We start from the raw sequence: 12870 nt of genomic DNA, 5'->3' as shown, positions 1-12870 counted from the left end.
GCCCGGGGGCCCGGCGCCCTGGTGTGTGGTAACTGGTCCGCCGGGTACCCGTGGTATCGCGCTTGGGGGGGGCCCGGGGGGGGCGCGCCCGGGCCCCGCCCGGCGCCCGCCGCAACCGTTTCCCGGGCCCCGCCCCGCCCCCCCTCCTCCCCACCCCACCCCTTTCCCTTCCCCCCCCATGAGGTGGGAGGAGAGGAGGGCAGGGGTCATCCGGGCGGGGCTCGCGGGGACCGCGCGCCCCGCCCGGGGGCGGAGGCCGTCACCCCGCCCCCGCCCTCGCCGTGTGCATCCGCCCAGCGCGCTCCGTGCGCGCCCTGCGGGTGCACGGACACGCCGAGCGCGGCCGGGGAGTCACCCGTCACCGCGATGTCCCCCGCACGGTCGGTCCGCAGCACGCTCGCGCCCAGCGCCCGTAGCCGGTCCACCGTCCGCGGGGACGGATGACCGTACGCGTTGCCCTCGCCGCACGAGATCAACGCCAGCCGGGGCCGCAGCTCGCCGGCCAGGGCCCAGTCCTGATGAGCCGAACCGTGGTGCGCCACCTTCAACACGTCCACCCTCCCCACCCGCCCTGACAAGGCGGCCTGCGCCGGTGGTTCGAGGTCACCCAGCAATGCCATCCGCAGACCGTCCGCCGCCGACACCAGCAGCGCCACGCTGGCGTTGTTCGCCCCCGGCGCCTCCACCACGGACCCCGCCTCGGGCCACACCACCTCCCAGGACAGCCCCGCACCCGCCGACCGCCGCTCACCCCGCCCGGCCCGCAGCAGCGGTACGCCCGCAGCGGCCGACCACGCCGTCACCCTGGCGACCTCACCCGGCGGCTCGTCCAGAGTGGTGCCCTCGACCGCCCCGATCCGGCGACCCCGCACCACCCCCGGCACACCCTCGACATGATCGGCGTGGAAGTGCGTCAGCAGGAGCAACGGCACCTCCGTGACCCCGAGATCCCGCAGACACCTGTCCGCGGCATTCGGATCCGGACCCGCGTCGACCACCACCGCCCGCTCCGGTGCACCCGCCGCGAGGACCGACATGTCCCCCTGGCCGACGTCGCACATCACCATCCGCCACCCCGGTGGCGGCCAGCCGGTGGCGATCCTCGTCAGCTGGGGCGGTCGCAGCAGCACGGCCAGCAGGACCACCAGCAACAGCCCCGTCACCAGCGCCCGCACCCATCGCCTCCGCCGCCGGGGGCGGGGCCGGAGACGAGGACGGACGGAGTCGGGTTCCGTTCGCCGCGGCAGCAGGAGCGGCGCCGCCCAGCAGGCGGCGAGGGCGCCCAGTGCGACCGTCACGACCCCGAACCACCCTCCCGGCCAGACGAGTTGGCCACCGGGGAGCTCGGCTCCGCGCCGGGCCACCAGCGCGAGCCAGCCCGCCGCCGCCCCGGCCGGCTCGGCGAGCAGGCCGGCCGGGCCGGGCAGCAGCGGCTGCAGCACGAGCACCCCGAAACCGAGCAGCGTCGCCGGGGCCACCGCGAGCTCCGCCAGCAGGTTGCACGGGATCGCGACCAGGCTGACGTGACCGGACAGCAGCACCGTCACCGGCGCGCACAGCGCCTGCGCGGCGGCCGTCGCGGCGAGGGCGCCCGCCAGGTGGTGCGGCCAGCCCCGGGAGCGCAGCGCCGCGGCCCAGTGCGGCCCGAGGACGAGCAACCCTGCCGTGGCGAGCACCGAGAGCAGGAAGCCGAAGGAGCGTGCGAGGAACGGGTCCAGCAGGACGAGGACCAGGACCGTCCCGGCGAGCGCGGGCACCGCCTGCCGGGGGCGGCCGGTGGCCAACGCGAGCATGCCGATCAGTCCCGTCCCCGCGGCCCGCAGCACGCTGGGTTCCGGGCGGCAGACGGTGACGAAGGCCAGCGTCAGGGCCGTCCCGAGCAGCGCGCTGGTGCGCAGCGAGAGCCCCAGTGCCGCGGCCAGCCCGCGTCGCTCGGAGGTCCCGGCCAGCCCGGGGGCGCCCAGCAGCACGCCGAGGACGATCGCCAGGTTGGCCCCACTGACCGCCACCAGGTGCACCAGGTCGGTGGCCCGGAAGGCGTCCTCCAGGTCGTCGGGCAGGCGCGAGGTGTCCCCGACGACCAGGCCCGGGAGCAGCCCCCGCGCATCCGGCGGGAGCCCGTCGGTGGCCGTGCGCAGGCCCGCGCGCAGCCGCCCGGCGATCCGCTGCGGAAGGCTCGGTGGAGCGAGTTGCCGTGGCGGCCCGTGGGCGATCAGCAGGGCCGCGGACTCGGTCTCGTGCCCCTCGCCCGCCGGACGCACCTCGGCCTCCGCCGCCAGCCGCTGGGACGGGAGCAGCCGCTGCCAGGGTTCGGCCTCCGGGCCCCGGACCATGACGGTCACGGGTGTCCGCGTCCGGGTGCTCCGGCCGTCCGGGAGGAGCGTGACGCGGTCGGCCACCGCTTGGACGGTCAGGAGGGTCTGCCCTCCCGCGGTGCCGCTGCGGGACGTGTGGGGCGCCGGGTCCCCGACGACGGTCAGCTCCACGTCGACCGCCCGGGCGGACCGGTCCGGGGAGTGCGGCGCCGCGCGCTCGGCCGCCCGGGCGAGCTCCGGCAGCGGCCCGCGGTGCAGGTCGGCGGTGTGCAGCGGGGTCGCGACCGCGGCGGCGGCCCCGGTGAGCAGGACGGCCGCCAGCGTCACCGCCGCCCCTCGGCGGCGCCGGAGCCCGCGTCCGGCCAGGAGCAGGCCGGCCACCGCCGTCGCGGCGGCCGCGAACCCGAAGGCGTGGATGTGGTGGTGCGGCGCCAGGCCGAGGAGCGCGGCGGTGACCGCCCAGGCCGACACGGCCGGCAGCAGCAGTCGGAAGTCGGCACCCGCGGAGCGGGCGGTCGAGGCCTGGTCGATGGTGACGGGCATGGCGGTACCCCCTCTCGGCGGGTGGCGGCGGACCGCCTCGGGCGGACGGTCGACGATGGACGGGTCGGATGGGTGGACGTCAGAGGGTGAGCAGGGGGCGGAGTTCCGCGAACGTCCGCGCGCCGATTCCGCTGACCTGTCGGAGCTGGTCGAGCGAGCGGAACGAGCCGTGCGACGTGCGGTAGGCGAGGATGCGCTGGGCCAGCGTCGGGCCGACGCCGGGGAGGGTGTCGAGCTGTTCGAGGGTGGCGCGGTTGAGGCTGACGGGTGGTCGGGGACCGGCGGGCGTCGGGAGGCCGCCGCCGGGCCCGGCGGCGGGGGCGGGCGCAAGGGCCGACTCGCCGACGAGGATCTGCTCGCCGTCCGTCAGCACCCGGGCCAGGTTCAGGTTGTGGGTGTCCGTCTCCGGCTGCGGGCCGCCCGCGGCCTTCAGCGCGTCGGCCACCCGGGACCCGCCCGGCAGGGTGTGCAGACCGGGGAGGTGAACCCGCCCGCCGACGTCGACCACCACGGCCGACCCGGCGTCGGGCGCACCGGGCGGGCCGGGACCCCCCGTCACGGCCGCCGCCGCGCCACCGGCACCGGCACCGCCCGCGCTCTCGGCGGTGGTCTCGCCCGGGGACACGACGGGCTCGGCCGCCGTCGGCCCTGCCGACCCCGGAACGGACGCCAGCGCCGGCACCGGGAGCGCCTGCGGCCGGGCGAACCAGAAGTGCTGCACGGCGTAGCCGACGGCGAACAGCAGCAGCACGGCCAACCCGGCCACCGCCCGCCGGTCGAGCGCCAGGGCGGCGCCGAACCGGAAGCGCGGCGCGATCGCCGGGCCGAAGGAGTCCTGTGGTCCCGGCGGTTCCGGCGCGCCCGGCATGTCGGAGGCGGACGGCGGCGCCGGAGCACCGCGCACGCTCCCCGACTCCGCCGTCGGTACCGGCAGCCCCTCACCTACCGGCGGCCCCTCACCTACCGGCGGCCCCGCTCCCGCCGGCGGCCCCGTCGCCGGGGGCTCCCCGGTCACGGTGCCGGAGCCAGGCGCACCAGTGCCGGAGGCGGGGGCACCGGTGCCGGAGCCGGGCGCACCGGTGCCGGAGCCCGATCCGGCCGCGGGGGCTCGCGCCCCGGCAGCCCGGTCACCGTCCACGGGCAGCAGCGCCGCCATCCGCAGTCGTACGGTCTCGTCGGTCTCGTGGCGCTTCGCCGCGCCCAGGCTCAAGCTCGTCATGCCGAGGACGGTAGGAGCCCTCGGACCGGCGCGCAGAAATTACCCAAACCCTGTGGAAAACCCGGGGGTTGTGGATAAAACAGATCGCTCGCACGAGTGAGTCGAGCCTCGACGAGTTGACCAGGGGCCACTCAGCGCGGCGCGACCACCACCGCGAGCAGCCCCGGCCCGACATGTGCGCCGATCACCGCGCCCACCTCGCCCACGTACAGCTCGCGCAGCCCGGGCACCCGCGCGCGCAACCGCTCCGCGAGCGGCTCGGCCCGGTCCTCGGCCGCCAGGTGGTGCACGGTGATGTCGACCTCTCCGTCCCCCGAGCGCTCGACCGCGATCTCCTCCAGCCGCGCGATCGCCCGTGACGCGGTGCGCACCTTCTCCAGCGGCTCGATCCGGCCCCCGTCCAGGTGGAGCAGCGGCTTGACCGCCAGCGCCGACCCGAGCAGCGCCCGGGCCGCCCCGATCCGGCCGCCCCGGCGCAGGTGTTCCAGGGTGTCGACGTAGAAGAACCCGCTGGTCCCGGCCGCGCGCCGGGTCGCCGCGTCAGCCGCGGAGGCGAGGTCCTGCCCCGCCTCGATCGCCTCGGCGGCGGCCAGCACCCCGTACCCGAGGGCCATGCCGACCAGTCGGCTGTCCACCACCCGCACCGGCACGGGTGCCTCGGCGGCGGCCAGCCTGGCCGCCTCGACCGTGCCGGACAGCTCGCCGGAGATGTGCACGGAGACGACGCCCTTCGCCCCGGCCTCGGCGGCGGCCCGGTAGGTGGCCGCGAAGGTCTCCGGGTTCGGCCGGGAGGTGGTCACCCGCTGCTTGCCGCGCAGCGCCTCGGCGACGTCCTTCGGCGAGATCTCCACACCCTCGCAGAGCACCGAGTCGCCGACCACGACGCTGAGCGGGACGACGGTGATCCCGTGGCGGTCGAGGGCCTCCTGCGGCAGATAGGCCGTGGAATCGGTGACGAGTGCGAGGTCGGAGGGCATGAGGCGGAGGTTACTCCCCGTTCGTCGCCGAGGACAGCGCCCTGCTGCGGGCCCCGTTCAGCCGGCCGTGGGCCCCGCCGACGGCTTCCGCAGGCGCTGCGCCAGCTTGGCCAGCGGGTCGGCGAGCCCGAGCAGCTCCTCCGCGCCCGCACGCCCCTTCCCGTCGGTCAGCCCGGCCCGTGCCGCCGGCTCTCCCGTACCCCCCGCGGCCCCGGCGGAGCCAGACGAGCCCGACGTACCGGACGAACTCGTCGCGGACGATCCGGAAGCGGACGACGCCCCGGACGACGGCCCGTCCCAGTGCCGCAGCGCCCCGGCCTCGCTCTCGCACTCCTGGCTGAGCCGGCCGAGCTCGTCGTCGGCGAACCGGTGCATCCGGTCCTGCGCGGCCCAGCGCATGGTCTCCGCCGAGCGGGTGATCCGTTCGGCACGGCGGCGCAGTTCGGGCAGCTTGGCGGCGATCCGGGCGACGTCCGGTTCCCGCTCGAGCATCCGCAGTTCGGCGTCGAGTTCGGCGGCGTGCGCGTCGAGCCTGGTCAGCAGGGCGAGGGACTCACCGAGCTGGCCGTCCTGGGGCAGCCCGCCCTCCAGGACCTGCCGGGTGCCGTCGAGGGAAGTGCGCAGGCCCAGCCGGACGGCGGCGATCTGCCCGGGCGGCCCGGCCTTGGTGTAGGTCTTCGCCTTGAGGGTGGCGTTCTCCACGGCGCGGCGGGCGTTGGCCTCGTGCTGCCCGATCTTCGCGGCGACCGTCTTCGCCGCCCGCACCGTGCCGACCACGGCCAGTACCAGCGCCGCGATCCCGAAGAGCAGGACCAGGCCGATCATCACGCCGAACACGTCCATCGCGAGCCACCTTCCGCCACCGTTTCGGCCCCCACCGGTCCCAACGCGGGCCGCCCTGCCGAGGGTTCCACCGTAGCCGCCGCACGGGGCCCGGGGGCCGGCCGAACGGGCCCGGGCGGCGGAGATCAGGGACAGATCGGGGATTCCCCCAAGGGCACAGGGCGCGTAGGGAGAGGAGCGGGAGCCGGAGCACGGCGGAGAGCGCCGGAGCACGGCGAAGGGCGGGCGCCCCGGAGGACGCCCGCCCACACACCACGCTCGACCGGCACACCGACCGACCGCCGACCGGTCACCCGATCCACCGGGACCAGTCACCCGATCACCGAGTCACCGGTCGACCAGTCACCCGATCACCGAATCACCGAATCACCGAATCACCCGGTGACGATGTTCACCAGCTTCGGAGCCCGCGCGATCACCTTGCGCACCGGCGCGTCGCCCAGCGCCGCGACGACGGCCGGGTCGGCCAGCGCCAGCGCCTCCAGCTCGGCGTCCGAGATGCCCGGGGCGACCTCCAGCCGCGCCTTGACCTTGCCCTTGATCTGCACCACGCAGGTCACCGACTCGTCCACCACGTACGCCGGGTCGGCGACCGGGTAGTCGGTGTGCGCCAGCGACTCGCCGTGGCCCAGTCGGCGCCACAGCTCCTCGGCGATGTGCGGGGCCAGCGGCGCGACCATCAGGACCAGCTGCTCGGCCACGGCGCGCGGCGTGGAGCCGCGCTTGACCAGGGCGTTGTTCAGCTCGATCGCCTTGGCGACGGCCGTGTTGAAGCGCAGCCCGGCCATGTCGGCACGGATGCCGTCGATCGCCTTGTGCAGGGCCCGCAGGGTGGCCTCGTCCGGCTCCTCCTCGGTGACGACCAGCTCGCCGGTGGTCTCCGAGACGACGTTGCGCCACAGCCGCTGCAGGAAGCGGTACGAGCCGACGACCGCGCGGGTGTCCCAGGGGCGGGAGACGTCCAGCGGGCCCATCGACATCTCGTACAGGCGCAGCGTGTCGGCGCCGTACTCGTCGGCGATGTCGTCGGGGGCGACGGCGTTCTTCAGGGACTTGCCCATCTTGCCGGCCTCGCGCTTGACCGGCTCGCCCTGCCAGGAGTAGGCCCCGTCGCGCTCCTCGACCTCGGCGGCGGGCACCGGGAAGCCGCGCTCGTCGCGGTAGACGTCCGCGGTGATCATGCCCTGGTTGAACAGCTTGTGGAACGGCTCGACGGAGGAGACGTGGCCCAGGTCGTGCAGCACCTTGTGCCAGAAGCGCGCGTACAGCAGGTGCAGCACGGCGTGCTCGGCACCGCCGACGTACAGGTCGGCGCCGCCGGCCGGCTTGGTCGCGGTCGGGCCCAGCCAGTAGCGCTCGTTGGCGGGGTCGACCACGGCCGCGTCGTTGGACGGGTCGACGTAGCGCAGCTCGTACCAGCAGGAACCCGCCCAGTTGGGCATGGTGTTGGTCTCGCGGCGGTACCGCTTCGGGCCGTCGCCCAGGTCCAGCTCGACGTTGACCCAGTCCTCGTTGCGCGACAGCGGGGTCTTGGGCGAGGAGGTGGAGTCGTACGGGTCGTAGGTGTGCGGCGAGTAGTCGTCGACCTCGGGGACCTCGACCGGCAGCATCGACTCGGGCAGCGCGTGCATGACGCCGTCCTCGTCGTAGACGATCGGGAAGGGCTCGCCCCAGTACCGCTGGCGGCTGAACAGCCAGTCGCGCAGGCGGTAGTTGACGGTGCCCTCGCCGATGCCGCGCTCGGCCAGCCAGCCGGTCACGTGCGCCTTGGCGTCGACGACGCTCAGGCCGTCCAGGGTCAGGCCGTCCCGGGTGGAGTTGACGATGACCGAGTCGTAGGTGTCGAACGCGTCGTCCCAGGCCGCCGGGTCCTCGCCGCGCCCGTCGGTGGGCTCGACGACGCAGCGCATCGGCAGCGCGAAGGCACGGGCGAACGCGAAGTCGCGGTGGTCGTGGGCGGGGACGGCCATGATGGCGCCGGTGCCGTAGCCCATCAGCACGTAGTCGGCGATGAACACCGGGACGGCCGCGCCGCTGACCGGGTTGACGGCGTGGGCGCCGGTGAACACGCCGGTCTTGACCTTGGCCTCGACCTGGCGCTCGACGTCCGACTTGGCGGCGGCGGTGGCGCGGTAGGCGGCGACGGCCTCGGCGGGGGTGGCGGCACCACCGGTCCACTCGGCGGGCACGCCCTCGGGCCAGGCGGCCGGGACGATCGAGTCGACCAGACCGTGCTCGGGAGCCAGCACCATGTAGGTGGCGCCGAACAGGGTGTCCGGGCGGGTGGTGAAGACGGTGATCTTCTCGTCGGAGCCGACGGCGAAGTCGACCCGGGCGCCTTCGGAGCGCCCGATCCAGTTGCGCTGCTGCAGCTTGATGGCCTCGGGCCAGTCCAGCAGGTCCAGGTCGGCGATCAGCCGGTCGGAGTACGCGGTGATGCGCATCATCCACTGGCGCAGGTTGGACTTGAACACCGGGAAGTTGCCGCGCTCGGAGCGGCCGTCCGCGGTGACCTCCTCGTTGGCCAGGACGGTGCCCAGGCCGGGGCACCAGTTGACCGGCACCTCCTTGGCGTACGCCAGCCGGTACTCGCCCAGCAGCTCGTCCCGCTCGGCGGCGGACAGCTCGGCCCAGGCGCGGCCGTCCGGGGTGGCGCGCTCACCGGACTCGAACCCGGCGACGAGTTCGGCGATCGGGCGGGCCTTGCCGGCGGCCTCGTCGTACCAGGAGTTGAAGATCTGCAGGAAGATCCACTGGGTCCAGCGGTAGTACTCCGGGTCGATCGTGGAGATCGAGCGGCGCGGGTCGTGGCCCAGGCCCAGCCGGCGCAGCTGCTGGCGCATGTTGGCGATGTTGGCCTCGGTGGAGACCCGCGGGTGGGTGCCGGTCTGCACCGCGTACTGCTCGGCGGGCAGGCCGAAGGCGTCGTAGCCCAGCGTGTGCAGCACGTTGTGGCCGGTCATCCGCTGGTAGCGGGCGTAGACGTCGGTGGCGATGTAGCCCAGCGGGTGGCCGACGTGCAGGCCCGCACCCGAGGGGTACGGGAACATGTCCATGATGAAGCTGTGCGGCCGCGCGGCGACGTCACCGGCCGACGGGTCGGCCAGCGCACCGGTGGGGTTGGGGGCGTGGAAGGTGCCCTCCTTCTCCCAGATGTCCTGCCAGCGGGACTCGATCTCCGCCGCCAGCGCAGCGCTGTACCGGAACGGCTCGGTCACGGTCTCGGCCGTGCCGGACGCAGGGGTCGTCTCGCTCATGGTCCTTCAAGCTCCATCGGTGTCAGTTGGCGAACCGCGCACACGGCCGGCCCGTGAACGGGGGCGGAAAACAAAAAATCCCCTCGCAGGAGGGGACGCCACGCCGACTCCGGCCCCGCCCGAGGGCGCAGCCGGTCCTGGTCAGCGCGGCCGGCTAAGGAGCAGGCGCACGGTTCGCATGGGCTCAGGGTACCGCAAGCGGGTCGGCCCGCTCCCGGGTGTACCGCCCTGCGGACCGCCCGCCGCACGCCCTTCACGGGCCGCCCGCCGCACGCCTTCACGGGCCGCCCGGGGCGCGCCCCGCACCGGCCGCCCGCCGCACGCCTGCCCCCGGACCCCGCACGCCTCCCTCGGGCCCCGCCCGCCGCCGGGGCCGGGCCGCCGCCACCGGAGCCGAACCGTCACCGACGGGCGGCGGCCGACGCACCGGGCCCGCCCCTCACCTCCCGGCCGGCGCCGCCACCCGCCCCGCCGTGTCGAAGTCCCGCAGCGCCCGGGCCAGCCGCTCGGACTGCATGCCCGAGGCGAGCGTCCGGGCGAGCGCCGCGGTCCGGGCCGCCTCCCGCTGGTCGCCGAGGCGCCGGTGGGTCTCGGCGAGGCGGACCATCAGCAGCGCCTTCGACCGGGCCCGGCCGGCCCCGAGGCCCGCGACGGCCTCCGCGAGCAGCGCCTTGGCCAGCCGGTACTGGCCGAGCGCCAGGCGCCCCTCCCCCACCATCCCGGCGAGGTCGGCGCGGGCCTCGGCCGTGCCGGGCACGCCGTCGAGCTCGGCGAAGGCCCTGGCGGCGGCCCGCTCGGTCCGTTCCGCCTCGCCCCGGCGTCCGTGCGCGCGGGCGATCCGGCCGAGCTGGCGGGCCCGCCCGACGGGGCTCAGCGCGGCGGCGTGGACGGTCAGGGCCCGGTCGAGGGCGTCGACGGCGTCCAGGCCCCGCCCGCCCGCGCCCTGCGGGGCGAGCGCCACCAGGGCGCCGAGCACGGCGACGCCCAGCCGGGGCTCACCGCTGACGTGGGCGGCGCGCAGCGCGGCGACGAAGGCCCGCTGGGCGGCCGCGTCGTGGCCGAGGTCGTAGGCGGCCCAGCCGGCCAGCCGGGCGAGCCGGCTGGCCGTGCCGTAGAGCTCGCGGCCGAGCCGTTCGTCGTACGCGCCGAGCTCCAGCAGCTTGGCCACCATGGCGAGTTCGGCGCGGGTGGGGCCGAGGACGAGGCCGCCGCCGCAGGAGCGTTCGAGCCGCTGCTTGCTGCGGTAGGAGAGGCCGAGGTCGCCGACCAGGCCGGGGTCGATGCGCAGGGCCCCCTCGCCGCCGCCGACGGGTGGCGGCGGGGAGGCGAGCCGTTCGGCGGCCTGGTCGAGGTCGGCGCCGCGGAAGAGGTCGGTGAGGCGGACCGGTCCGGCGTCGGTGGCGGCCTCGCGCAGCGCGGTCTGGGCGGTGTCGGCGGTCCACGGGTCGGTGAGCAGCCGGGGCGAGAGGATCTTGGCGCCGCGGTGGCCGCCCATCCGGCCCCAGAGCTGCTCGTAGGTGACGGCGATGCCGAGGGTGCGGCTGAGGACCTCGCAGACGGTCTGGTCGTGCGGGCTGCGCGGCACCATGCCGCGGTCGCGCCACTTGTAGGGGGCGGTGGAGCTGATGGCCAGGCCCGGCGGCAGGGCGAGGCTCACCTCGCGGGCGAGCCGTTCCGGACTCCAGCCGAGCTGGTGCAGTATCCGGGCCAGTTCCTCGTTCCGCCTTCGCTCCAGATCGGCCATGGCACGAAGGTAGCGGTCTTTCCGGGTCTCCCGCGGGTGGCATGAGCAGAACGACGAAGGGCCGCCTCCCTTTCGGGAGACGGCCCTCGACTGCTGTGGAGCTATGGGGAATTGAACCCCAGACCTCTTGCATGCCATGCAAGCGCTCTACCAACTGAGCTATAGCCCCTTGACCTGCGATGTCACCGGGGGCTTTCGGCCGTTTCCGTCCGGTTTCCCTCGGCGACATCGACTACTTTACACGGTCCCGGGGGTGCTCCACGAATCCGTTTCCCGCGGCCGCCGACCGGGCCGTGACCTGCGCGGTCCGCCGGCCGCCGCGGGCCCCGGACGGGTCGCCGTGAACCCGGTCGCTCCCGCCACCCCCGACCCGACCGGACGGACGCACCCCGACAACGCGAGAGGCCGCCACCCGAAGGGTGACGGCCTCTCCACTGCTGTGGAGCTATGGGGAATTGAACCCCAGACCTCTTGCATGCCATGCAAGCGCTCTACCAACTGAGCTATAGCCCCGCGACACGGGCTCCCCTGCCTGAACAGGATCGCTGGTGCGGAGTGGAGCTATGGGGAATTGAACCCCAGACCTCTTGCATGCCATGCAAGCGCTCTACCAACTGAGCTATAGCCCCGCACTCACCGGATCTCCCGCTTCCCTTCCGGGCCGCGTTCCTTCCCTGCGAACGAGGAAGACTCTAGCTGGTCAGGCCCGGAACTGCGAAATCCGCCCTCTCGGGGCCCTTCCGGGCCCCCTCCGTCCCACCCGTGACGCACCCGTCGCTCAGGTGTCGTCGCCGATCACCGGCTGCGGGAGCGTGCCCGCGTTGTGCTCCAGCAGGCGCCAGCCGCGCGCCCCCGAGCCGAGCACCGACCAGCAGCAGTTCGACAGTCCGCCGAAGCACTCCCACTGGGCGGGCTCCAGGTCGAGCAGCCGCCCGAGGATGGTGCGGATGGTCCCGCCGTGGCTGACCACCACCAGCGTCCCGTGCTCCGGCAGCTTGGCGACGGCCTCGAGCACCACCGGGACGGAGCGGTCGGCGACCTCGGTCGCCAGTTCGCCGCCGCCGCGCCGGACCGGCTCGCCGGCCGCCCAGGCCGCGTACTCCTCGGGGTAGCGCTCGCGGATCTCGGCGTTGGTCAGGCCCTGCCAGGAGCCCGCGTAGGTCTCCCGCAGGCCCTCGTGGTGCTGGACGTCGAGCCCGGTGACCTGGGCCAGCTCCTCTGCGGTGCGCCGGGCCCGGACGAGGTCGGAGGAGATCAGCAGGTCGGGCCGCAGGCCGGAGAGCAGCCGGGCCGCCCGCTGGGCCTGCAGGACGCCCTGCCCGGTCAGCTCGATGTCCGTGGTGCCCTGGAAGCGGGACTCGAGGTTCCAGGAGGTCTGACCGTGCCGCCAGAAGACGATGCGCGGGCCCCGCGCGTCCCGGCTCAGTGCAGGTCCTCGGGCTTGCCGAAGTCGTCCGCCGGGGCGACGGCGTTGCCGGCCCCGTCGGTGTGGGCGTCGGGGCGGTTGCGCGAGGCGACGGCGTCCTCGGGCAGGGGCAGCTCGGGGCAGTCCTTCCAGAGGCGGTCCAGCGAGTAGAAGGAACGCTCCTCGGAGTGCTGGACGTGGACGACGATGTCCAGGTAGTCGAGCAGGATCCAGCGGCCCTCGCGCTCGCCCTCGCGGCGCACCGGCTTGATGTCCAGCTGCTCGCGCAGCTGGTCCTCGATCTCCTCGGCGATGGCCCGGACCTGGCGGTCGTTGCCGGCGGAGGCGATCAGGAAGGCGTCGGTGATCGACAGCACCTCGCTGACGTCGAAGGCGATGATGTTGTGCGCGAGCTTGTCGGCCGCCGCCTGCGCGGCGACGGTGATGAGCTGCTGGCTGTGGTCGGTGACGGTCACGGTGTTCTTCCGGCTCGGCGGCTTGGGTGCCCCCGGCGCTCGGCCGGGGGTGCCTTCCAGGATCTCACGCCGCCGAGGCGGCCCCGGAACG

Annotated in this window: 8 protein-coding genes and 3 tRNA genes; all 11 read right to left on the bottom strand. The window is 74.9% G+C overall.

Going from position 1 to position 12870, the window contains the following annotated elements; all coding sequences use genetic code 11:
• Nucleotides 1–206: 206 nt before the first annotated feature.
• The 11 genes from ACIRS1_RS03065 to rsfS all read right to left on the bottom strand — a co-directional run bounded on the left by ACIRS1_RS03065 (nucleotide 207) and on the right by rsfS (nucleotide 12779).
• Nucleotides 207–2858 carry a ComEC/Rec2 family competence protein gene (locus ACIRS1_RS03065; protein WP_402836399.1) on the bottom strand — a complete coding sequence of 884 codons (2652 nt, stop codon included), beginning with the start codon at nucleotides 2856–2858 and terminating at the stop codon, nucleotides 207–209.
• A gap of 79 nt (nucleotides 2859–2937) precedes the next feature.
• Complete coding sequence (locus ACIRS1_RS03060; protein ID WP_402836397.1) at nucleotides 2938–4077, bottom strand: helix-hairpin-helix domain-containing protein; 1140 nt, start codon at nucleotides 4075–4077, stop codon at nucleotides 2938–2940.
• A gap of 131 nt (nucleotides 4078–4208) precedes the next feature.
• The gene (locus ACIRS1_RS03055) at nucleotides 4209–5054 is read right to left on the bottom strand and encodes a DegV family protein (protein ID WP_360221782.1); all 846 of its coding nucleotides are present in this window, start codon (nucleotides 5052–5054) and stop codon (nucleotides 4209–4211) included.
• A gap of 57 nt (nucleotides 5055–5111) precedes the next feature.
• A complete protein-coding gene (locus tag ACIRS1_RS03050) occupies nucleotides 5112–5897 on the bottom strand; it encodes a hypothetical protein (RefSeq protein WP_402836395.1) in 786 nt (261 codons plus the stop codon).
• Between the two features lie 374 nt (nucleotides 5898–6271).
• Nucleotides 6272–9154, bottom strand: coding sequence for a leucine--tRNA ligase (gene leuS, locus ACIRS1_RS03045; protein WP_360221788.1), 2883 nt, complete (start codon nucleotides 9152–9154; stop codon nucleotides 6272–6274).
• 439 nt (nucleotides 9155–9593) lie between these two features.
• Nucleotides 9594–10898: a hypothetical protein gene (locus tag ACIRS1_RS03040; RefSeq protein ID WP_402836392.1), complete on the bottom strand. Its 1305-nt coding sequence runs from the start codon at nucleotides 10896–10898 to the stop codon at nucleotides 9594–9596.
• Between the two features lie 96 nt (nucleotides 10899–10994).
• A tRNA-Ala gene (locus tag ACIRS1_RS03035) sits at nucleotides 10995–11067 on the bottom strand.
• 271 nt (nucleotides 11068–11338) lie between these two features.
• Nucleotides 11339–11411 (bottom strand) — tRNA-Ala (locus ACIRS1_RS03030).
• A gap of 43 nt (nucleotides 11412–11454) precedes the next feature.
• Nucleotides 11455–11527 (bottom strand) — tRNA-Ala (locus tag ACIRS1_RS03025).
• Nucleotides 11528–11676: 149 nt separating this feature from the next.
• Complete coding sequence (locus ACIRS1_RS03020; protein ID WP_402836869.1) at nucleotides 11677–12324, bottom strand: histidine phosphatase family protein; 648 nt, start codon at nucleotides 12322–12324, stop codon at nucleotides 11677–11679.
• Nucleotides 12321–12779 (bottom strand): ribosome silencing factor, encoded by a 459-nt coding sequence (rsfS, locus tag ACIRS1_RS03015; RefSeq protein ID WP_360221793.1) that lies wholly within the window; start codon nucleotides 12777–12779, stop codon nucleotides 12321–12323. Before rsfS ends, ACIRS1_RS03020 begins: the two co-directional genes overlap by 4 nt.
• Nucleotides 12780–12870: the final 91 nt, after the last annotated feature.

The organism is Kitasatospora sp. NPDC101176 (genome assembly GCF_044768035.1).
Lineage (GTDB): Bacteria > Actinomycetota > Actinomycetes > Streptomycetales > Streptomycetaceae > Kitasatospora.
This window is presented reverse-complemented; position numbering and strand designations above follow the sequence as displayed.